At 34.8% G+C, this 19,304-nt stretch carries 27 protein-coding genes and 1 tRNA gene; 17 read left to right on the plus strand and 11 right to left on the minus strand.

Annotated elements, in window-relative coordinates:
* The 8 genes from N9Y32_01625 to N9Y32_01660 form a co-directional block, all read left to right on the plus strand.
* The coding region (locus N9Y32_01625; GenBank protein MDB2589710.1) for a hypothetical protein at positions 1 to 494 on the plus strand (494 nt) is incomplete at its 5' end.
* A 70-nt stretch (positions 495 to 564) separates the two neighbouring features.
* Positions 565 to 640: transfer RNA gene (locus tag N9Y32_01630), tRNA-Asn, on the plus strand.
* A 233-nt stretch (positions 641 to 873) separates the two neighbouring features.
* Positions 874 to 1,539, plus strand: a complete 666-nt coding sequence (locus tag N9Y32_01635; protein ID MDB2589711.1) for a DUF2796 domain-containing protein — start codon at positions 874 to 876, stop codon at positions 1,537 to 1,539.
* On the plus strand, positions 1,536 to 2,198 hold the full coding sequence (locus N9Y32_01640; GenBank protein ID MDB2589712.1) for an ATP-binding cassette domain-containing protein: 663 nt from the start codon (positions 1,536 to 1,538) through the stop codon (positions 2,196 to 2,198). Before N9Y32_01635 ends, N9Y32_01640 begins: the two co-directional genes overlap by 4 nt.
* Positions 2,191 to 3,438, plus strand: a complete 1,248-nt coding sequence (locus N9Y32_01645) for an ABC transporter permease (protein MDB2589713.1) — start codon at positions 2,191 to 2,193, stop codon at positions 3,436 to 3,438. Before N9Y32_01640 ends, N9Y32_01645 begins: the two co-directional genes overlap by 8 nt.
* An 8-nt stretch (positions 3,439 to 3,446) precedes the next feature.
* Positions 3,447 to 3,977 (plus strand): DUF3299 domain-containing protein, encoded by a 531-nt coding sequence (locus tag N9Y32_01650; GenBank protein MDB2589714.1) that lies wholly within the window; start codon positions 3,447 to 3,449, stop codon positions 3,975 to 3,977.
* Positions 3,977 to 4,399: a transcriptional repressor gene (locus N9Y32_01655; protein MDB2589715.1), complete on the plus strand. Its 423-nt coding sequence runs from the start codon at positions 3,977 to 3,979 to the stop codon at positions 4,397 to 4,399. The genes N9Y32_01650 and N9Y32_01655 overlap by 1 nt, the downstream gene beginning before the upstream one ends.
* A 76-nt stretch (positions 4,400 to 4,475) precedes the next feature.
* Positions 4,476 to 5,552 (plus strand): PQQ-dependent sugar dehydrogenase, encoded by a 1,077-nt coding sequence (locus N9Y32_01660; GenBank protein ID MDB2589716.1) that lies wholly within the window; start codon positions 4,476 to 4,478, stop codon positions 5,550 to 5,552.
* 82 nt (positions 5,553 to 5,634) lie between these two features.
* Here the strand turns inward: N9Y32_01660 and N9Y32_01665 are convergent, their stop codons facing one another.
* The gene (locus N9Y32_01665; protein MDB2589717.1) at positions 5,635 to 6,144 is read right to left on the minus strand and encodes a heme-binding protein; all 510 of its coding nucleotides are present in this window, start codon (positions 6,142 to 6,144) and stop codon (positions 5,635 to 5,637) included.
* A 368-nt stretch (positions 6,145 to 6,512) separates the two neighbouring features.
* Here N9Y32_01665 and N9Y32_01670 point away from each other — a divergent pair, with 368 nt between their 5' ends.
* Together N9Y32_01670 and N9Y32_01675 are read left to right on the plus strand one after the other, a co-directional pair.
* Positions 6,513 to 6,842 carry a hypothetical protein gene (locus N9Y32_01670; GenBank protein ID MDB2589718.1) on the plus strand — a complete coding sequence of 110 codons (330 nt, stop codon included), beginning with the start codon at positions 6,513 to 6,515 and terminating at the stop codon, positions 6,840 to 6,842.
* Positions 6,820 to 7,605, plus strand: a complete 786-nt coding sequence (locus N9Y32_01675) for an alpha-ketoglutarate-dependent dioxygenase AlkB (protein ID MDB2589719.1) — start codon at positions 6,820 to 6,822, stop codon at positions 7,603 to 7,605. The genes N9Y32_01670 and N9Y32_01675 overlap by 23 nt, the downstream gene beginning before the upstream one ends.
* A gap of 231 nt (positions 7,606 to 7,836) precedes the next feature.
* On the opposite strand, the gene N9Y32_01680 is transcribed toward N9Y32_01675, so the two are convergent.
* The 9 genes from N9Y32_01680 to N9Y32_01720 all read right to left on the minus strand — a co-directional run bounded on the left by N9Y32_01680 (position 7,837) and on the right by N9Y32_01720 (position 11,292).
* A complete protein-coding gene (locus tag N9Y32_01680) occupies positions 7,837 to 8,034 on the minus strand; it encodes a hypothetical protein (protein ID MDB2589720.1) in 198 nt (65 codons plus the stop codon).
* 18 nt (positions 8,035 to 8,052) lie between these two features.
* A complete protein-coding gene (locus N9Y32_01685) occupies positions 8,053 to 8,337 on the minus strand; it encodes a hypothetical protein (protein ID MDB2589721.1) in 285 nt (94 codons plus the stop codon).
* Positions 8,334 to 8,624: a hypothetical protein gene (locus N9Y32_01690; protein ID MDB2589722.1), complete on the minus strand. Its 291-nt coding sequence runs from the start codon at positions 8,622 to 8,624 to the stop codon at positions 8,334 to 8,336. Before N9Y32_01690 ends, N9Y32_01685 begins: the two co-directional genes overlap by 4 nt.
* A gap of 11 nt (positions 8,625 to 8,635) precedes the next feature.
* On the minus strand, positions 8,636 to 9,280 hold the full coding sequence (locus tag N9Y32_01695; GenBank protein MDB2589723.1) for a hypothetical protein: 645 nt from the start codon (positions 9,278 to 9,280) through the stop codon (positions 8,636 to 8,638).
* Positions 9,281 to 9,283: 3 nt separating this feature from the next.
* Complete coding sequence (locus N9Y32_01700) at positions 9,284 to 9,568, minus strand: hypothetical protein (protein ID MDB2589724.1); 285 nt, start codon at positions 9,566 to 9,568, stop codon at positions 9,284 to 9,286.
* 90 nt (positions 9,569 to 9,658) lie between these two features.
* The gene (locus tag N9Y32_01705; protein ID MDB2589725.1) at positions 9,659 to 9,793 is read right to left on the minus strand and encodes a hypothetical protein; all 135 of its coding nucleotides are present in this window, start codon (positions 9,791 to 9,793) and stop codon (positions 9,659 to 9,661) included.
* 87 nt (positions 9,794 to 9,880) lie between these two features.
* Positions 9,881 to 10,195 carry a sulfurtransferase TusA family protein gene (locus N9Y32_01710; GenBank protein ID MDB2589726.1) on the minus strand — a complete coding sequence of 105 codons (315 nt, stop codon included), beginning with the start codon at positions 10,193 to 10,195 and terminating at the stop codon, positions 9,881 to 9,883.
* Complete coding sequence (locus tag N9Y32_01715) at positions 10,195 to 10,788, minus strand: YeeE/YedE thiosulfate transporter family protein (GenBank protein ID MDB2589727.1); 594 nt, start codon at positions 10,786 to 10,788, stop codon at positions 10,195 to 10,197. The genes N9Y32_01710 and N9Y32_01715 overlap by 1 nt, the downstream gene beginning before the upstream one ends.
* 12 nt (positions 10,789 to 10,800) lie before the next feature.
* Positions 10,801 to 11,292 carry a YeeE/YedE family protein gene (locus N9Y32_01720; protein ID MDB2589728.1) on the minus strand — a complete coding sequence of 164 codons (492 nt, stop codon included), beginning with the start codon at positions 11,290 to 11,292 and terminating at the stop codon, positions 10,801 to 10,803.
* Positions 11,293 to 11,847: 555 nt separating this feature from the next.
* On the opposite strand from N9Y32_01720, the gene N9Y32_01725 reads away from it, so the two are divergent.
* The 7 genes from N9Y32_01725 (at position 11,848) to N9Y32_01755 (ending at position 18,011) form a co-directional block, all read left to right on the plus strand.
* Positions 11,848 to 12,786, plus strand: coding sequence for a sulfurtransferase (locus N9Y32_01725; protein MDB2589729.1), 939 nt, complete (start codon positions 11,848 to 11,850; stop codon positions 12,784 to 12,786).
* Positions 12,787 to 13,075: 289 nt separating this feature from the next.
* Positions 13,076 to 13,453, plus strand: coding sequence for a hypothetical protein (locus N9Y32_01730; GenBank protein ID MDB2589730.1), 378 nt, complete (start codon positions 13,076 to 13,078; stop codon positions 13,451 to 13,453).
* Positions 13,454 to 13,489: 36 nt separating this feature from the next.
* On the plus strand, positions 13,490 to 13,783 hold the full coding sequence (locus N9Y32_01735) for a ribbon-helix-helix domain-containing protein (GenBank protein ID MDB2589731.1): 294 nt from the start codon (positions 13,490 to 13,492) through the stop codon (positions 13,781 to 13,783).
* A 92-nt stretch (positions 13,784 to 13,875) separates the two neighbouring features.
* Positions 13,876 to 14,064: a hypothetical protein gene (locus N9Y32_01740; GenBank protein ID MDB2589732.1), complete on the plus strand. Its 189-nt coding sequence runs from the start codon at positions 13,876 to 13,878 to the stop codon at positions 14,062 to 14,064.
* Positions 14,065 to 14,253: 189 nt separating this feature from the next.
* A complete protein-coding gene (locus N9Y32_01745; protein ID MDB2589733.1) occupies positions 14,254 to 14,418 on the plus strand; it encodes a hypothetical protein in 165 nt (54 codons plus the stop codon).
* 79 nt (positions 14,419 to 14,497) lie between these two features.
* Positions 14,498 to 16,687, plus strand: a complete 2,190-nt coding sequence (locus N9Y32_01750; GenBank protein ID MDB2589734.1) for a YgiQ family radical SAM protein — start codon at positions 14,498 to 14,500, stop codon at positions 16,685 to 16,687.
* 61 nt (positions 16,688 to 16,748) lie between these two features.
* Positions 16,749 to 18,011, plus strand: a complete 1,263-nt coding sequence (locus N9Y32_01755) for a hypothetical protein (GenBank protein MDB2589735.1) — start codon at positions 16,749 to 16,751, stop codon at positions 18,009 to 18,011.
* A gap of 110 nt (positions 18,012 to 18,121) precedes the next feature.
* Here N9Y32_01755 and N9Y32_01760 read toward each other — a convergent pair whose 3' ends face one another.
* The gene (locus N9Y32_01760; protein ID MDB2589736.1) at positions 18,122 to 19,297 is read right to left on the minus strand and encodes a pyridoxal phosphate-dependent aminotransferase; all 1,176 of its coding nucleotides are present in this window, start codon (positions 19,295 to 19,297) and stop codon (positions 18,122 to 18,124) included.
* Between the last annotated feature and the right edge of the window lie 7 nt (positions 19,298 to 19,304).

A 19,304-nucleotide genomic window follows, 5' to 3' on the forward strand; every position in this document is an offset into this window, starting at 1 on the left:
TGCCGTGGGACAATAACAACACGTCTTCTAATAACGGATTTATGGGTGCTTGGAATCCAATGAATGCCGGTACTAGTTTTAATCCATTTAGTGGCGGTTCAAATTTTGGTCCTTTTGATTCTGGATCAGAGTTTAATCCATTTGATGGTGCTACTAACTTGGGCCCTTTTAACGGCGCTCAAAACTGGGGTCCGTTAAGCAACATGAATGACATGACCAACGATGCAGACTGGGGCTTCTATTATAAAAATAAAAATAAGACCTCAAACAAGGGCTATGCCCGTGCTGACAGCAAGTACACTACAGAAGTAGAAGCGCGTGGCGTTGGCTATGCTGAAGGTTACACTAAAGGCAATGCAGATGCTTATTACAAAGGCCAATTAGACGGCTATGGTAAAGCTCGTGGTAACGGTCGTTTTGAAGGTTATGGTCAAAAAGGTCACTTAGGCTATTTGCCCACTACTGGCAACGACTTTCCTGCACCACCTTATTAAAAATAAATACACAAAATAACAGCCTTTTAGATTGACTCATTTTAAAAAGCCGTTATAATTTCAGTTTTATTCCTCGATAGCTCAGCTGGTAGAGCAACGGACTGTTAATCCGTTTGTCGGTGGTTCGAGCCCACCTCGAGGAGCCAATTAAATAAAGGCCTACATTGATTGTAGGCCTTTTTTTTCGCCTGCTTAAAAATGACGGGCGTCCAATGGGCGTCCATATATTAATTATTAAATTCCACCACTTCTTTTTTATCGATTATTCATGCATAACTTATATAAATTAATTTATAAGTTTGAATGTTTTGAAAATTGTTTGATATTTTATTTTATAAATGGTATATTATTGCAATTATTATTACAATAGGTAACTACTATGAAAAAATCAATCTTAGCATCATTATTAATAGCAATAAGCGTATCAGTTGATGCAAATGAAACAAGACATGCGAGTGCTCATTTGCATGGATTAAATAATGTTGAAATGCTTCTTAGTCAAAATCAATTAAATGTGATGTATCAAATGCCAATAGTGCAGATTAATGCAGAACACGATCATGATGATCATGAAGAAGGGGGACTGATTTCTTTTATAGAAGAGTTATTTGGTCATGGTTACGATGATCATGATGACCATGAGGAAGAAGAGAATCATGATAACAAGAATGAGCATAAGCAATCACATAAAGATGAGCATGGACATGAAGATCATGATGAGAACAAGGTAGTAGAACCGGAGAACCTATCAGAAAAATTAGCTGAATTTAAAGACAACACTGAATTGTTTAAATTAGCATCTGCTGCAAAATGTTCTATTGTAGATTATGATTCTGAACTTCATCAGGTTTCAAGTGAATCTAAGCATAAAGATATTGAGCTGTCTTATCAGTTTAAGTGTAGCAATCCTGAGCAGCTTAATAGTGTTGAGTTTACTGCCTTTAAACATTTTCCAGGGCTGAATGCAATTGTTTTAGATGCACTTATTAATAACAAAGCGATTTCTAAAAAAATAGACTCTGATGATGGTAAAGTTACTTGGTGATTTTAAATACCAATAATCTTCAATACACTTATCAAAATGGGAAGGTTGTTAGCTTTCCCGATATTGAGATTAAAGCTGGCCAAAAGGTTCTAATTATTGGTTTTTCTGGATCTGGAAAAACAACCTTATTAAACTTAATTTCCGGTGCTTTAAAGATTCAATCTGGAGAGGTAAATTTACTTGGAAATAGCTATTCATCCATGTCTTCTACTGAGCTAGATAGGCTTAGGGCCGATCATATTGGTTATATTTTTCAAACGCTTAATTTAATTCCATTTTTATCTGTTGCTGAAAATATTGCTTTAGGGGTTAAATTTTCGAATAGCAGGAGTGCGCTTGTTAGCAACTTGACTGTGGAAATTGAAAGACTGCTTAAATCGCTTGGACTAGATAAAGAAGTGCTAGCTAGTCCTGTTGATAATCTTAGTATTGGTCAACAACAACGAGTTGCCGTTGCTAGGGCGCTACTTGGGAGTCCTAATTTGATTCTTGCAGATGAGCCAACTTCCGCGCTTGATCAAAACTCAACCAATAACTTCTTAAATGAGGTGATGCAAACATTCAATCCAAAGAGTCAAGCAATACTTATGGTTAGCCACGACTTATCACTTGCACCACACTTTGATACAGTGATTGATTTTAATAAAGCCAATGTTTAAGTTACTATTTAAATCAATTCGCTCAAGAATGTTGCCGGTGTCTTTAGTGACAATAACATTGATGGCGTCAATGGTGTTGTTGTTAAGTATCGAGCGTATACAGCAAGCCACAAAAGAAGGCTTTAATCAAAGTATATCAGGCGTTGATGCGATTATTGGTCCGCGATCAAGCTCTCTAGAAATTGTGCTTTATACGGTGTTTCATATTGGGAGGCCTACTAATAATATCACCATGAAAACTGTTGATGATATTAAGCAAAGAAAAGATATAGATTGGCTTGTGCCTATTGCCTTGGGAGATAGTCATAAAGGTTTTAGAGTTGTAGCCACTGAAAAAAATTATTTTCAACATATTAAGTATGCAGGAGATAAGCCGCTTTTAATGTCAAGTGGCTTGGCATTTAATAAGATTTCTGAGGCAGTAATTGGTGCAGATGTTGCAAAAAAATTAAATTATAAGATAGGCTCAAGTATACAAATTAGCCATGGATCTGGCGAATCTATCGGTATGAAGCATGATGATTTTTCATTTAAAGTTTCCGGCATATTGAATAAAACAGGCACTCCAATAGATCAAGCTATTTTTATAGATTTAAAAGGCTATGAATTGATCCATATCGGCTGGCAAAGTGGAAAAAAGCTCTTCAGTCTTGATAGGTTTGACATGTCTTCAGTGACGAATGATGAGTTAGCCGCAAAAACAGTAACTGCTGCTTTTGTGGGCTTAAAGTCAAAGTTAACATTATTTAAGTTTGCTAAAAATATACAAAAGTATTCAAATGAAGCTATCTCTGCAGTAATTCCAGGAATTGCACTATCTCAGTTGTGGTCAGTTATTGGTCTTGTTGATAAAGGGTTCGAGTTGTTAAGCTGGATAATTATTGCAATTAGTTTAATTGCTATGGTTACACTGATTATCTCCAGCATTGAAAATAGAAAGCGTGAAATGACTATATATAGAGCCAATGGCGCTAGTGCGTTCTTTTTATCTAAATTAGTAGTATTTGAAGCGTTGTTAATAGGTATAACTGCAATTATTAGTGCAATTGTATTTGTTACAATTGTTAGTTATCTCGCCACTGACCAAATAAATATAGCCTTGGGTATCACTCCTAAGTTTGAATGGGTTAGTTTAGAGGAAATAAAGGTATTTGGCATTATTTTATTAGCTGGTGTATTGAGCAGTCTTGTGCCAGCGATAATGGTCTTTAGGAAAAACATACATCACGGTCTGAGTTAAATAAAAAAATGGTTAATAAATTTATTATTATTGTATTGTTGCTTTTTTCATCTATTTCTTTTGGTAAAGAAGTTTCAGATGATTATCTAAGTCAATTGGTCGACAGCTGGACTTTATTGGCGCCGCCTGAAATATATGACTTTATGCCGGAAAAGCTAGATTATAAAACCATGAACAATCCTGAGTTTCAAAAAAAAATTGACAATGCTGGTAATCAAATTAACAACTTAATGGATGGAAAGGTTATTGAAATTGCTGGATTTATGGTACCGTTAAAAACTAAAGGGTCTAACGTGAGTCAGTTCTTACTAGTGCCAGAAGCTGGGCAATGTATTCATGTTCCACCGCCACCTTTAAATCAAACGCTATTAGTTGAGATGCCTGATAATCCTACAAGTGTTAGAGATATTTACATTCCTATCATTGTTACGGGAAAGGTTTCAGTTGGTTCTCAAAGCTTTGATATTGCAGACAGCGGCTATTCATTGACTGATGTAACTGTTGAAAATCTAACTTTTAAATATGAGGATGATCTTTAATGATTGATAAGAGTGAACTATTGAACAGGTGTTCAAAGGCAGGAAAAAGTGTCACACCTCAAAGAATGGCTATTATTAAGCAATTGTCAAAATCAAGTCATGGCATTTCAGCCTATGATTTGTTAGCGCAAGTAAATGCGGCTGGCCATGAATTTAATATTAGTACTATCTATAGAGTTCTTGATTTTTGGGGTGAAATGGGCGCTGTTCATAAGATCGAGTCTAATAACACATATCTAATTTGCAACGATTCACACGATAATCACTTGCATATTTTATTTCATTGTATCAAATGTCATGAGATTGAAGAATCATGTCAATTTTCAAAACAAATATCTATCCCTGATAATAAAAAGTTTATAGCTAAAAAAAACCAAGTAGTAGAATTACAGGGGTTGTGTAGTGGCTGTAAAATTGCTTAATTGACTGAGTTTTTTTAATTACGAAGCGTGCTTTGTATTGAGCTAACAAGCGTTAAAGATTTAATCGAGGTTTTGTATGAAAAAAATATCTTTTATTTTAATAATATTGGGTTTTGTTGCTACATCGGCACAGGCTAAAGATTATCAAATAAACAAAATAGCTAGCGGTTTAGGTGTAGTTTGGGGAATGGATTTTGTTTCAGAGAATGAGATCATATTTACACAACGCTCAGGTAAGGTTGGCTTGGTTAATCTTCAATCAAAAAAAGCTAGTTATTTAGAGGGTGCCGCTAAAGTACTTAATGAAGGCCAAGGCGGCATGCTTGATGTCTTGGCGAACAAAAACTGGCTATATTTTACTTATGCAAAAGAAGTGCCGGGCGGGAGTGCAACTGTCTTGGCGAGAGCAAAAAATAAAAATAACCAAATTACAGATTGGGAAGATATCTTGATTACTAAATCTGTTAATGAAAATACGCACCATTATGGCAGCCGAGTTGTGACAGATGGTAAGTATTTATATGTGTCAATTGGTGATAGAGGTGTAAGAGAAAATGCACAAGACTTAACTAATCATTTTGGAAAAATACTGAGATTAAATCTAGATGGCTCAGTGCCAAAAAACAATCCGTTTGTTGGAGATATAAAAGCATTGGATGAGATTTGGAGTTATGGCCATAGAAATCCACAAGGATTAGCCTGGGATAAGCAAACTCAGAGATTATGGGCAATTGAGCATGGTCCACGCGGCGGTGATGAGATTAATTTAATTAAAAAAGGCGCTAATTATGGTTGGCCTGTAATCTCATATGGTAAGGAGTATTGGGGTCCTTTTAGCGTTGGGGAGGGCACACATAAGGTAGGTATGGAGCAACCTATCAAATACTATGTACCCTCGATTGCACCTAGCGATCTTGTTGTTTATCGAGGAAATGAATTTAAATCTTGGGATGGTGATTTATTAACGGGCGCATTACGCGCCAAACATATCAATAAAATTAGCCTAGACCCATCTCTAAATACATCTAGCGAAGAACGCTTGTTAACATCGCTCAAACAAAGGATACGAGCAATATTGATAGACAAAACGGGACGCATTTATTTTTCTACCGATCAAGGTGATATTTTCATGATAAAAAAAGCTAAAAAATAAAAAACCCATCTTTTGGATAGGCTTTTATTTTAATTGTACATATCAAACTAGACTTTATCTTTAAATCAAATAGCAAAAAAATTTAATCGTCTATTGCAAATTCAATTCTTTCAGATAGCTTAGATAAAGCTGTTTGAGCACATGCCGCGTCTTTGTCACCACCTGGAGCTCCGCTTACGCCAATAGCGCCAATGTTATATCCACCAGCAGTAATTTTCAAACCACCTTCCATGACAATAAGTCCTTGAATGTGATTTAATTCTTGCTGTATGTCAGATCGTGCATTTTTAAAAGTACCACTATCTGTCCAAGCCATAACTGTCATGTTGGCTTTGCGTTGGGCAATTTCTAATGTAAATCGTGAGGCTAAGTCATCACGCAAAGCCGCACGCATTAAGCCAAATCGATCAACGACAACAGCACTAATATGAAAGCCATCATCTCTACAAGCGATAATTGTTTCATTAGCGATATCGCGCGCTAGATCCATGCCAATACTTTTGTCAACAACAACATCATTTGCATAAGGCGACAGTGGCAATAATGCAAATATTGAACTGGCTATTATTTTTTTCATGATGGTTTTTTTCATAAGATAACTCCTCTTTTAGTTAAGATTGTTTAATTTTTTCAACTAATGTTAAAAAAAGTTTTATATTATCAGAAAAATTTATATTTTTTTAGTATTAAAAGTATGGGTAATTACAATTGCATTATTTTTTATGTTGATAGGCCTAGCAGTGGAAGTAACTGTGGCAAAAGAATTGCTTAGTTTAAACCTGGCAGTTATGATATTTTATTTTATGAATCTGATATTAAGTATTATTATCAATAAAGAATTTTTGCCTTAGAATATTTACTAAAGAATCACTATTTTTATACTATGTCTTAAGCAGATCGTTAAAAGTTAGACTGTCGCAATCGTCGCTCTAAGAATAAAAAGATATCTATAATGATTCTATGAAGATTTACTTTACCTTACTCCTCTTATTCTTTTTATCATCGACTTCTTATTCTAGTGTTATTGAAAATTATCTTAACGCTCAACCTGAGAAAAGTATGGTTTGCTGGGAAGAAAACAAATGGGTTAAATATGAACTTAGAGGAGATAAATTAATTTTAGGTGGATTATTTGAACTACCCATATTGGAAAGCAAAGGGGGAATTTATGCTACCAAATACTTTGGTAGTGATTTAATAATAGATTTCAGAAAAACTAGAATTACAATGAAAAATACAATCTTTGCATTCGGTGGAGATTTGGTTCTTGATTGCAAAGAGTATCAATAAAAATCGAAGTGAAATAGTGGACTTATTTGATAATAACAAAGATTACTTTGCGCCATTTGAATTGCCAAATGAAGATGGTTACTCAATGATCTGGAATGAAAATTTAAATGGTTACGATATCAAAATTCCCAATGGAGTTATGTTTTATTCAGAGCATTTTTTTGATCAAAAAGAAAGCGATAAAAGTGTGGAGTATTTTTTAGAAAATACAAATAATATTGATAAAAGTGTAGATTGGAGAACGTTTACATCAGAGGATTTTTCTTCTATTAATTTTAAAAACATTAAATGGAAGCATGATAGTATTAATTTATACGGAAAAAAAATACCATTACCAAGATACACAGCTTGGTTCGGTGATCCGGGCAAGTCTTATACTTATTCAGGTATTAATTCTACTCCTAACGAGTGGAATAAAGGTTTACTGCATATCAAACAACAAATTGAAAAGGTTTCAGATATAAGATTTAATGGCGTTTTGTTAAATTGGTATAGAGATGGGAACGATTATATGAATTGGCATGCAGATAATGAAAAAGAACTAGGCATTAATCCTGTTATTGCTTCTGTAAATTTCGGAGCTACACGCGATTTTATTATTAGAAAAAATGATAAATCTTTAAAAATAAAAATTCCTTTGAAGCATGGCTCTTTATTGATCATGCGTGGCGAGATTCAACATTATTGGCAACATTCTGTTCCTATAAGAAAGAAAATTAAAAATATACGTTTTAACTTAACCTTTAGAAAAATTATAAGTTAAATTTTGTTTTCAATAAAAATATGAATAAACAAAGTTAAGACCTAATTGGTAATATCAATAGTGCAAAAAAAGGTGTTACCCTTTAATATCATGATAGGTTTGTACTAAGAAAGGTAAATAAAAGTATAGCAACCTAAAGACTAAAATTTAAGAGGTTCGACTAAAAAGAGATGACGGCAAATTGCGCAAATCACCCCCATAACTCTAATTTATTTTAGCAAGTGGCTCGCCCTATAAAATAATATTTTTTTCAGAATTGATAATGTGCTTTAACACCTTATCCCAATCTTGATCAGCCATTTTATCGATAGAAAAATTGGCTGTCATTGAGCTTTTATTCTGTGTTTCAGTGAACTTTAGCTCATTTCTTAGATTATTAGAACCTGAAAAATAACCTATATCTAGTACAAAGTATTTTAAGTTAGTCATATTATGTATTAAGTGGGGTTAAATGGTAAGTATGTGATCAGATTTATCTAGTTCTGCACGAAATTGATTCTGGTCTATCCTCTGTATGTTTTCATCAACAAGTATTGATAAGGGCTCAATTTCACACAACTCCAGTAACTCTGCATTTTCGATATTTTCATCATTTTCTTCAATGGGCCTATCGACAAAAATACAGCTAATATGGTGACCAAATATTGTTAATCCTGCTGCTACACGCATAGCTTCTGCATGGTCACTTATTGCGAATACGAGAATATTTTTTTTAGTGTTGGATGTTGTCATATTGAGACCACCTTATCATGGTTAGCAATCATTTCACTTAAGTTAGTTTGACTACCCATAGTCGCAGCTGAAGTTGTATTAGGGTGATACCGATCCCAAGAGTGGTGGCATGCTACAGAGTTTTCTACTATGGTTAAATTTTGTTTAATTTTTTCATTTTCTAAAACCTTTACACCCGCACCTGTAAAAAAGCAGCTGTATTGTTTTTTTTGCCTTGTACATGCATCGCTTAATGGTAGCAATAGATCGGCACCATGTTCTTGGCTAATAATAAATAATAAGTTCATTCTCTAACTCCTTAATCAATAATAATCTTAACATTTGTATAATCTGAAGCTATAAGGTCAGCAAAAACTGCAAGTGACGAAGAAACATCTTTTGTTTGAATGATAATTTTTTCATGTTTTGAGCAAGATTTGGGTTTATCAGTCAACTTCCATTTTTGGTTTTTCATGTTTTGAATCTGACTTTTAAGTGCTAAAAATTTTTCTCTCATTTTTCCTAAATAAACTCTAGAACGGAATAATTGCCTCTTAGACCCACTAGCCTTGCCTAACACCTCCACCAATTGTTTAATGTTATTATTTGGCCAAATCCATATTTTTTTTTGCCCAGAAAGAAAAAATAATGCAGCTAAAGCTCGGTTCTCTTTTTGATTTTTTCCATAAATCAATATTTCATCGGTATGAGCTATGTTGGATGTGGAAAAAGCCCAAAAAATATCTCTAAAACTAGCAAGTTGCCCTTGGGACTCGAAGTCATTAAAAGGGACGCATTTAGTTTTTTTAGTACTATAAAGTTCACATTCTTGTAGTTTGTCAGAGTTAATTGGAACCAGTTTTTCTAAGAAAGCTTTATTTGAATTATTTGTATAACTAATATGGGGGTTGGCTATTGATTCACCAAGATGTAGAAAAATACTTATCCCTATAATATAGAGCATTAATTAGCAGCCTCCGAATTGTCGTTCTGGTATTTGTGAGGATGAATTGTTATTAATTACAGGGGGGTTTTCCATGTAGTATCCCATTAAATCAATAATTGGAAGCTCACCATAATCTGCACCCATATTGATGTTTAGATCAAATTCTTCAATATTTTTTGGCGTATTCATTTGTTTCATTGCTTCTGGTGATAGCTTGGCAAATGGAAAAATAAGCAGTAATACAATTAACGTAATTGTTAATGCAGATGAGCAAAAAATTAAACCTATTTTAGTTTGGTATTTCATAAGACCTTTTGGTTAAGTAATACTGATGTACATTAAATAAAAAGCAGTCGCAAAAGCAATTAACTGAGCAGTAGTTTCATAATCCATAATCTAATTACCTTTAAAATGTTTCACAAGTGTTTCTATTGATAGTATTTCACCTGATTCTGGATGAATTGCATCTGGTGTAAAGAACGGTACACCATTTTTTGAAATTTTCAAAGATTCAGGGGTTTTAGCGAACATGAAGAAAAAAGTCACGACCGTCATTATTATGAGTAGTATGGATATCACTAAAAGCTGTTTATCTTTTGCTGTATTAAAAGTCATGAGTTATTTTTTTTGCATAAGAACTTTCCAGCTCTGATTAGAAAAAACTGTACCTAAATGTTTACTACTTAACTCTGACTGCATCGATGCTAAAGATTCCATTGAAGTAGGATTATCAATAACTATCTTGATAATTTCACCACTCTTGGCATCACTCATTGCGCCTTTGGTCATTAGCTGTGGTCTAGGGCATGAGAATCCAAGGCAATCAACGGTTTTTGTGACATTTATCACATCTCCGTTATCAAGAGTTATCGTTGGATCATTGTCACTTGTATTAGCCACTTTTTCAGTCGTTTTTTTAGTAAATAAACCCATTAATTATCTCCTGTTGTTTTTAAAGATTTCTTTGCTTGAATTTTTAAATATATGAAAAGTAAAACTCCAAACTGTATTAATCCAAAGAATATTGCCGGGATTCCAGTTTTTTCTTGAAGTGTTTCCGCATTAGCAAAACCTAATTGAAGTGTTTCTAGATTAGGCTCACCAGTCATTGCAATAGGAGCAGGTGGCCAATAATCAAATGACCATAATAATGAGAATAAAAACATGCCTATGAATGTAAATATCAATGCCCAGATAGCACCAACATTCCCTTCACCAGACTTAACCCAAGTTGATACGGTGCACGCACCTGCAAGAACCATGCCTATTCCAAATATAAATAAGCCGATAACTTGATTAAGTCCAACATCAAATTTCATGGTCTGGCCTACACCAAAGGTAATAAATGTTGTAAATCCTATAGTTAAAACCATCATAGCAAGCAATAAGGCTTCAGTATTTCGATAGGTTTTAAATAATATTGCATCTCTTAGAGCTGCTGTATTACAAAATCTAGAGCGTTGAACTAGCAATCCAACTATAGATCCAAATAAAAATGCGACTAAAATTTCACCAATTACTGACATATCAATCCTTTTTTAAAATCCTAAAACTTTTTTATAAATATGAGATCCAACCCAAGCGCCTAAAATAATTCCTGTCATTGACAAATACCCTCCAAGATTTAATTGTGGTGTTAATCCAAAGAATGTGGAGACGTTACAAACGAAAGCTAGGCGTATACCAATACCCATCATAAGTCCACCTATAGTGATCATTACCCATTCAGATAAACTACCAGGAAAGCGCCAAAAGAATTCATTGCTTAACTTTGCTCCAACAAATGCACCAAAAAGCATACCAAAGGAAATGTAAATTTTCCAATAACCAAAATCAGGTGGGAATACTATCTGCCAGAAGGGTATTTCATTAATTTGATCTCCTATAATTAGCTCAGCAGCCAAACCAGTCATCATCGTTTCACCACCACCAACTGTCCATGCACCTAAAATTAAAAAAAGAAAAATATCAAAAAAAGCAATAGCTACTAATGCAATTCTTGGGTCAAGTGATTTTTTAAAAAAGTCCATATTTGTTATTTATTTTTTATAGAAGTTGAGAGTACTATATTTGTTATTTGGAATTTATGGGTAGTATTATTGTACTAGTTTTTAAAAAAGGTAGTTTTAACCTATATAAAAATATAGCAAATGCTACTACCCTTGCCTATATTACTTAGAGAATAATGTTATCTGAATAACATTAACTTTACTCCCTTAAAAGTAGTTATTCAACCGGGTGGCAGTTTCCTTATTTTCTCCTCTAGAGTAAAGTAAGAGTCACCCAACTTTATTCTTTATTTCTTAAGCACACTAAAAAAATGTCGTTATTAAGGAGTATTTTTACGTCCAAAGTTAATTAGAAAATTATTAAAATACTTTTCTTTAATCTAAAGAATATGCCACATTTTTTGCTGAAATAATAATAAAATTTTTGTAGAAAAAGTATATAGGTATATTTATAGTTATAAAAATAAGATCGACTGGGTTAAATAAATGTATAGCAAATACTACTACCTTTTAACATATCACTTAGCGCATAATAAAATTTGAAATAATAATGAAAGGGGTTAGAGTATGAGAAACATGAAAATAAAAACGCTTGCTTTTGGTATTGCGTTTTCACTCGGAGGAGTGTCATTAGCAAATACACCGTTAGTGGATGTTGATTGGGTGAAGTCAAATTCGTGTAATAGTAATGTCAGAGTTATTGATATTCGTAATGGATTAGATGGTGCATCGAAAACGGACTATCTTAAGGGTCATATCCCTTGTGCGGTATATAGTAATTATCTTAAAGATGGCTGGCGTGCAAAGGTTAAAAATGTTGTTGGTCAGTTAGCACCAAGTCCAAAACTTGAAAAATTAATTGGTAAGCTTGGCGTTGATAACAATACACATGTTGTTATTTATCATCACGGCAAAAGTGCATTAGACCTTGCAAGTGCTACTAGGGTTTATTGGACATTTAAGGTTTTAGGCCATGATAATGTGTCAATTCTAAATGGTGGCTATCTTGCTTACATTAAAGAAAAAGATAGTAAGAAGAGGGTGAAGAATAAAGTTGAAAGAGGTAATTATGCAGTGAGGGCTAAAAATTTCAAAGCTTCGCTACGTACTAATATGATGGCCGACTCAAATGATGTTCTAGCAGCTGTTAATGATTCAAGCGTGGCATTAGTTGATCTGCGCCCTCATCATCAGTTTATTGGTATCAATAGACATGGAAAAGCAAAAAGAAATGGAACCATACCAACAGCTAAAAATCTTTCTGAAAGCTGGTTAACAATGAATGGTGGTGGCACTTTACGTAGTTCAGATGAGATTAAAAAGCTTTATAAAGTTGCCGGCGTGAAACTTGGCGGTGATCAAATTAATTTTTGTAACACTGGACATTGGGCTTCTTTAGGTTGGTTTGCTGATAGTGAAATTATGGGCAATAAGTCTTCAAGACTTTATGATGGCTCAATGGTTGAATGGTCATCAAACAGCTCTTTACCAATGGAGAAGAAAGTAGATTTTTAATAAAAATTTAGTTTTTCCAATGTTAAGAACAATATTGGCCTCTATAGTACTTATTTTTTTAGGTAGTGCTATAGGGGCCAATTCTGTTGTTGGCATAAAACAAATATCTTTGATTGAATATGATAAGCAATTATGCAGCTCAGAGCTGGTTATTCTTAGGGGTGATCTTACAAAGTTAAACAAAATAACAACACCTGAGTTATATAAAAAAGGTTTAAAAAGTCGAATAGACAGCTCCTTTAAAACGCTGAATTGGATTTGCAGGGGGTTTATTGATAATGACCATAATTTGTCTAGTTTATTTACAAAATTAGAGTCATTATTTATAGCTAACAAGTTTGAAGAGCTTCACTTTAAGCTTGATTTTTTGATAAAAAAATACCCATTAAATCTTGATCAATATTTGCCAGACAAGGTGTCAAAAGAAGATATCAAGGTTGGTGTAAAAATTTATCAGCATTATTGCCTTAGCTGTCATTTGAGCCATAATGATCAATTAAAGATGCCGGCATTATCATTAGAGGTAATGGCTAAAAGCCTTTCATCCGAAGAGTTTATTGCCCGTATGATTGCTGGAGTTAAGGGTAATGGTAAAATTGCGCTCAGGAATCCTTTGAATCATAAAGATATTTCTAGTATTTATAGTTACTTACTTTACAAAGAATAAATTACAATAACACTAAAATTTTTTAGGTATTTAAATATGTCCCTTTTATTTTCTGAGCACAAACTCCAGCACTTATTCAATGTTTGTTCGACTGAACAAGTGTTGGAGTTTGTCCCACTTAAGAGAAGCATTCGCCTTCATGGGCACAGTACAACCATTAGATTGGAAAAAGCTTACTGGACAGTTTTAGAGCAAATGGCAGAGGATGAAGAGCTTTCATTGGCAAAACTACTGGAGTTAATTAGTGACACCTGTCTTGTGGCAAATGATAAAAATCTTGCCTCTTGCTTGCGAGTGCTATGCTTAAAGTATATTAATATCTATTATTAGTACACTCGCTCATTCTTGTTCTTCAATCAGAAGCTACTTGATAATAAGTTTAGTTGAGAGTACAGTGGGTTAAGAAACAGGAGATTCTTATTATGACAAAAGAAGAGCTTAAATTATTAATTCAGTCGAACCCTTGTTATGCTGTACAAGCAATAGGAATGTATTACGAAGACAAAAGAAATTTTGATCCTAGTAGAAAATGGAAAGAGAGATTTTCTAAATATAATACTTGTAGATATATTGACTACGGCGATACGCATTGGGACTGCAATAAGAAATAATAGCGCTTTAATCCTAGATTAGTGACTTTTATTGCCCGTACTTATTCAGTCAATGATTAAAGTATAAAATAAGAATGATACTGTTTGGCTAATCTATTAAGAAAAGATATGATAAAAATTAATACTAAAAAGTTTCTATTGATATGTTTAATTACACCTTTGTTGTCATCGTGCTCAGAAGGAGGGCTTATGTGGCATGTAACAGCTGACAAAGAGCAGAAAGCTAAGTACTTTTCTAAAGGCATGCAAAAGCTAAATATGCAAAATGATATGAATGAAAAATTTAATGAAACACCCCTAACAAAAAGCTGCCAAGAGGGTTGGGATGGTAAATTTAGCTGTACTAGTTATTAAAAAATAAACAATAAAAAAGGCTTAAAAATGAGTTTTACGATTATTAAACCATATGCCTGTTGCTGTATAATTTAGCGTCATGTCGTTACCCCCTAAAGACCTTCACTCTTACCCAAAATTTTGGCCTCATAAAAAAGGGCTTGTTCCTGCACCATTGCTTCCTATGTCTCGAAAAGAGATGGATGACTTGGAATGGGATTGTTGCGATATTATTATCGTTACAGGTGATGCGTATGTAGATCACCCTAGTTTTGGTATGGCGATTATTGGTCGTTTGCTAGAATCTCAGGGGTTTAGAGTGGGGATTATCTCTCAACCTGATTGGCATTCTGCAGATGCTTTTCGCCAGCTAGGAAAGCCTAATTTATTTTTCGCTGTTGCATCGGGCAATATGGATTCTATGGTGAATCATTACACCGCTGAAAAAAGACCGCGTTCTGATGATGCCTACACTGCAGGTGCCATGGCAGGCAAACGCCCTGATCGTGCAACTACTGTCTATACTCAGCGTGCCAAAGAAGCTTACAAAGGTATTCCTGTTATTATTGGTGGTATAGAGGCTAGCTTAAGGCGTATTGCTCAATATGATCATTGGTCACAAACCATTCGCCGTTCTATTCTTCCTGATTCTAAAGCTGATTTACTACTTTTTGGTAATGCTGAACGCGCCGTGGTTGAGATAGCGCATCGAGTTGCAGCAGGCGAAGATATTAAGAAAATGACTGATATTCGTGGCACAGCATTTATGCGCCAAGGAATTCCTGAGGGTTGGACGGTACTAGATTCAAGTGAAATTGATGCTGATAAGAGTTTAGTTCACCCACAAACAGACCCTTATGCAGACACATCTGCCAAAGATAAGCAGGGTTGTGGCGATAAGAATAATCAGGCTATGCCTATTAAGATTGACCCTAATCAAGGAGCAGTGCAGGTTATCGATTTTGATCACCGCACTAAAGGACTAAAGAGGGAGAATACTGTTATCCGCCTACCTTCTTTTGAGCAGGTAGCAAAAGATCGTTATCTATATGCGCATACGTCACGTGTTTTTCATTTAGAAACCAATCCAGGTAATGCACGCGCTCTTGTGCAACGCCATGGTGAGCGTGATGTTTGGTTAAATCCGCCACCAATTCCTTTATCAATGGAAGAGTTTGATAGTGTGTTTGAATTGCCTTATACGCGCAAGCCGCATCCTTCTTATGGTGATTTAAAAATTCCTGCCTATGACATGATTCGTTTTTCGATTAATATTATGCGTGGTTGTTTTGGTGGATGTACTTTTTGCTCGATTACTGAGCATGAAGGGCGCATTATTCAAAGTCGTTCAGAGGATTCAGTGATTCGTGAAATCGAGACTATTCGTGATAATATTGATGATTTTAAAGGTAATATTTCAGATCTTGGTGGCCCAACAGCAAATATGTATCGCCTTCAATGTAAGGATACAAAAATAGAAGCTGCCTGTCGTCGACTTTCTTGCGTCTATCCTGGTATTTGTCCAAACCTGGGGACAGATCATAAGCCACTTACTAAATTGTATCGACGTGCGCGAAAACTAAAAGGTATTAAGCGAATATTTATTGCTTCAGGTTTGCGCTATGATCTTGCTGTTCGTGATCCTGAATATATCAAAGAATTAGTTACTCATCACGTAGGCGGGCGTTTAAAAATTGCACCTGAGCATACTGAAGACAATACTTTGTCAAAAATGATGAAGCCAGGTATTGGTTCTTATCACCAGTTTAAAAAGCTGTTTGATCGCTATTCCAAACAAGCAGGTAAAGAGCAATACCTTATTCCTTATTTTATTTCTTCACACCCTGGAACCAGTGATGAAGACATGTTGAATCTAGCGCTTTGGCTAAAGAGTAATGATTTTAAGCCAGATCAAGTGCAAGCTTTTATTCCTACGCCGATGGCGATAGCTTCAGCTATGTATCATACTGAATTAAACCCACTTAAGAAAATTACCCGAGGATCAGAAGTGGTAAAAACTCCGCGAAGTGGTCAGCAACGAAAATTACATAAAGCTTTTTTACGCTATCATGATTCTGAAAATTGGGATGTATTGCGACAGGCTCTTAAGCAAATGGGACGCAGTGATTTAATAGGTGATGGCGATGAGCATTTAGTGCCTTACTCTAGAGCTGGAAATTCACCAAGATTAAAGTTTTTACGAAAAAATAATAATGACTTTCATCATCGCATTTCTGTAAAAAATAAAAATCAAGGTTTTAATACTAAACTTTCTAATAAAAAAAAGTGAGTGATAGTAAATAAGCTATCATCTGTCCTCTTTAATTTTAACTAAAAAAATTATGCCCCACATGCCAAAACTAGATCTATTCTTACACGTTACTTCACCTCATTTAGAGCAACTTGCGCATAGTCTGGGAAAACAAATTGACCTTCAAGATAGACACCAGAAAAAGGGCCTTAGACTGCTTTTGTGTAATCTATATGTGCAAGGCAAAAATAAGGTAGTTGTTTCTCGTAGAATTCAGTCTTTAGGTGGTGTGAAATATAATCCATTGAACATAGAGTGTGGCGCTATAAATAACTCTTTGGATAAGTTAAAGATTGCAGGATATATCCTACAAGTGATAGGCAATCCTAACGAAGGTAAAATGACTACCATGGAAGCCACTGATAAGCTTATTCAGTGGTTTAAGGATACTGGATGGTCAGATAACTCAATTGATAAAACAGTTGGCTCTCATATATCACTTAGAGAGGCTAGAAAGCAGAATGGCCGAACCGTTTATATTGATTTTAAAGACACTAAGTATTCAAAATGGTTAGGTGAGAGAGTAAGACAATATGATCAGCTTTTAAATGGTTGTAAAATTGCATTATTGAACGATGATGGTAGTGAAAACAAAGTCTTTAAGAAGTTTACTATTCAAAGAGAATTTATTGAGCAACAATCAACTCATGAAAATATGGAGTTTGCCTTTGGTGGCAAGATAACCTCCCCATGGATGGAACTTTCATCAAAATTTAAAAAAAATATTACTATTAATGGCGAGTCTTCTATTGAGATAGATAGAGATGCGACCAACCTTAATGCTATGTATCAAGTGCTTACTGGTGCGCCTTATCCTCATAATGATGATCCATATCTTATAACATTAGATGATGTGGTTGTGCCTATGCATATAGTCAAGAGTTTTATAACCTTTATGCAAGGCAGTAAAACACCTAAAGGTGCTGCCCATTCAGTTTTAAACTTTTACAAGAGAAAAGCTTTAGAAGTTAAAAATCCTAAAGAAGAAGACGTTAAAAAACATGATGAGTATATTGAATTTAAAAGAAATACGAAGCCGACAGATATAGCTCAAGCTATTTTAGATAAACACTCTTTAGTAGTTAGTCGTTTCAACAAAGGCAACGTTTATGGTGATTTTATTAGTTGTTGGGGTTCAGATATAGCGTTTGAGGTGATTATGGAGCTTACCAAGAAAGAGATTCCTTGTTTGGTTACTGATGATTCTTTTATTGTGCCACTGCAATACAAAGATTTAGTGATTGAGATGAAAAACACTACAGCTTATATGGATAGAAGAGATGCAAAGGAAGCTTTAGGATAAGAGTCTTAAATGATTGACAGTATGCTTTAATTATAAATAACTAAAAGAGCTTTTACAAAAAAACCTCCATAGATGAATGTCTATGGAGGTTTTTTTTGCTTATTAAGTGGCTAAACGCTCGCTAACTTTTCTACCGCTTGTTTAATGTTATCCATGCTAGTAGCAAATGAAAATCTCACGTAACCTGAAGCACCAAAAGCAGAACCTGGCACAAGCGCAATATTAAGCTTTTCTAGGCAATAGGTAGAAAATTCTACATCATCCTTAAGTCCTAGGCGTTTGATCAAACCCTCAACTCTTGGGAAAGAATAAAAGGCGCCCTGGGATCTTGGGCATTCGACACCATCAATAGCATTTAATGCATTAACAATATACTCATGACGCTCTTCAAATGCATTAACCATTGTATTAATGATACTTTGATCACCATTTAGTGCCTCTAGGGCTGCCGCCTGCGCAATAGAAGAAGGATTAGAGGTTGATTGGCCTTGAATCTTTTTCATGGCCTTAATGATAGCCTCTGGACCGGCACCATAACCTATACGCCAGCCCGTCATGGCGTAACCTTTGGAGACACCGTTAAGAATAATGGTTTGAGCCTTTAATTTAGGCTCTGCCATGACGATATTGATAAAGTCATCATCTCCCCAACGAATATGCTCGTAGATGTCATCGGTCAAAATAAGTACTTTAGGATGGTTAATCAGTACATCTGCCAAGGCTTGTAATTCGTCTTTTGAATAAACCGCACCAGTAGGGTTAGAAGGGCTGTTAATAATAAAAAGTTTGGTTTTATCAGTAATGCTTTGTTCTAACTGCTTGGGGGTGATTTTAAAATCTTGCTCTAAGCCAGTTTCCACCACAATTGGTGTGGCATCAGCCAAGATTACCATATCAGGGTAGCTCACCCAATATGGTGAAGGAATAATAACTTCGTCGCCTTTATCGAGTATCGCTTGACACAAATTATAAAAAACCTGTTTTCCACCTGAAGAGGCCATCACTTCAGAATTTGTATAGTTTAAATTATTCTGACGTTTAAATTTATCAATAATAGCTTGCTTTAAAGCAGGTGTACCGTCAACTGCGGTATATCGAGTCTGTCCATTATGAATAGCTTCAATAGCGGCTTGCTGGATATTAATAGGCGTATCGAAATCTGGTTCACCTGATCCCATTGGTACAATTTGAACACCTTGGGACTTTAATTCACTGGCTTTTGCAGTGACCGCAAGGGTGGCTGAAGGCTTAACTTTTTGAACTCTTTTAGAAAGGAACTCTGACATAATTTTT

Origin of the sequence: Candidatus Thioglobus sp. (assembly GCA_028228555.1) — a bacterium.
Classification (GTDB): Bacteria; Pseudomonadota; Gammaproteobacteria; order PS1; family Pseudothioglobaceae; genus Thioglobus_A.

Bases quoted from the DNA above. Each gene is read 5' to 3' on its own strand.
- N9Y32_01710 (MDB2589726.1), bottom strand. From the start codon at position 10,195: ATGGGTTTATTTACTAAAAAAACGACTGAAAAAGTGGCTAATACAAGT.
- N9Y32_01745 (MDB2589733.1), top strand. From the start codon at position 14,254: ATGTGGCATGTAACAGCTGACAAAGAGCAGAAAGCTAAGTACTTTTCT.
- N9Y32_01735 (MDB2589731.1), top strand. From the start codon at position 13,490: ATGTCCCTTTTATTTTCTGAGCACAAACTCCAGCACTTATTCAATGTT.
- N9Y32_01750 (MDB2589734.1), top strand. From the start codon at position 14,498: ATGTCGTTACCCCCTAAAGACCTTCACTCTTACCCAAAATTTTGGCCT.
- N9Y32_01705 (MDB2589725.1), bottom strand. From the start codon at position 9,793: ATGTTCGCTAAAACCCCTGAATCTTTGAAAATTTCAAAAAATGGTGTA.
- N9Y32_01645 (MDB2589713.1), top strand. From the start codon at position 2,191: ATGTTTAAGTTACTATTTAAATCAATTCGCTCAAGAATGTTGCCGGTG.
- N9Y32_01725 (MDB2589729.1), top strand. From the start codon at position 11,848: ATGAAAATAAAAACGCTTGCTTTTGGTATTGCGTTTTCACTCGGAGGA.
- N9Y32_01695 (MDB2589723.1), bottom strand. From the start codon at position 9,280: ATGCTCTATATTATAGGGATAAGTATTTTTCTACATCTTGGTGAATCA.
- N9Y32_01670 (MDB2589718.1), top strand. From the start codon at position 6,513: ATGAAGATTTACTTTACCTTACTCCTCTTATTCTTTTTATCATCGACT.
- N9Y32_01690 (MDB2589722.1), bottom strand. From the start codon at position 8,624: ATGAACTTATTATTTATTATTAGCCAAGAACATGGTGCCGATCTATTG.
- N9Y32_01680 (MDB2589720.1), bottom strand. From the start codon at position 8,034: ATGACTAACTTAAAATACTTTGTACTAGATATAGGTTATTTTTCAGGT.
- N9Y32_01720 (MDB2589728.1), bottom strand. From the start codon at position 11,292: ATGGACTTTTTTAAAAAATCACTTGACCCAAGAATTGCATTAGTAGCT.
- N9Y32_01760 (MDB2589736.1), bottom strand. From the start codon at position 19,297: ATGTCAGAGTTCCTTTCTAAAAGAGTTCAAAAAGTTAAGCCTTCAGCC.
- N9Y32_01665 (MDB2589717.1), bottom strand. From the start codon at position 6,144: ATGAAAAAAACCATCATGAAAAAAATAATAGCCAGTTCAATATTTGCA.
- N9Y32_01655 (MDB2589715.1), top strand. From the start codon at position 3,977: ATGATTGATAAGAGTGAACTATTGAACAGGTGTTCAAAGGCAGGAAAA.
- N9Y32_01700 (MDB2589724.1), bottom strand. From the start codon at position 9,568: ATGAAATACCAAACTAAAATAGGTTTAATTTTTTGCTCATCTGCATTA.
- N9Y32_01650 (MDB2589714.1), top strand. From the start codon at position 3,447: ATGGTTAATAAATTTATTATTATTGTATTGTTGCTTTTTTCATCTATT.
- N9Y32_01685 (MDB2589721.1), bottom strand. From the start codon at position 8,337: ATGACAACATCCAACACTAAAAAAAATATTCTCGTATTCGCAATAAGT.
- N9Y32_01715 (MDB2589727.1), bottom strand. From the start codon at position 10,788: ATGTCAGTAATTGGTGAAATTTTAGTCGCATTTTTATTTGGATCTATA.
- N9Y32_01660 (MDB2589716.1), top strand. From the start codon at position 4,476: ATGAAAAAAATATCTTTTATTTTAATAATATTGGGTTTTGTTGCTACA.
- N9Y32_01635 (MDB2589711.1), top strand. From the start codon at position 874: ATGAAAAAATCAATCTTAGCATCATTATTAATAGCAATAAGCGTATCA.
- N9Y32_01740 (MDB2589732.1), top strand. From the start codon at position 13,876: ATGACAAAAGAAGAGCTTAAATTATTAATTCAGTCGAACCCTTGTTAT.
- N9Y32_01755 (MDB2589735.1), top strand. From the start codon at position 16,749: ATGCCAAAACTAGATCTATTCTTACACGTTACTTCACCTCATTTAGAG.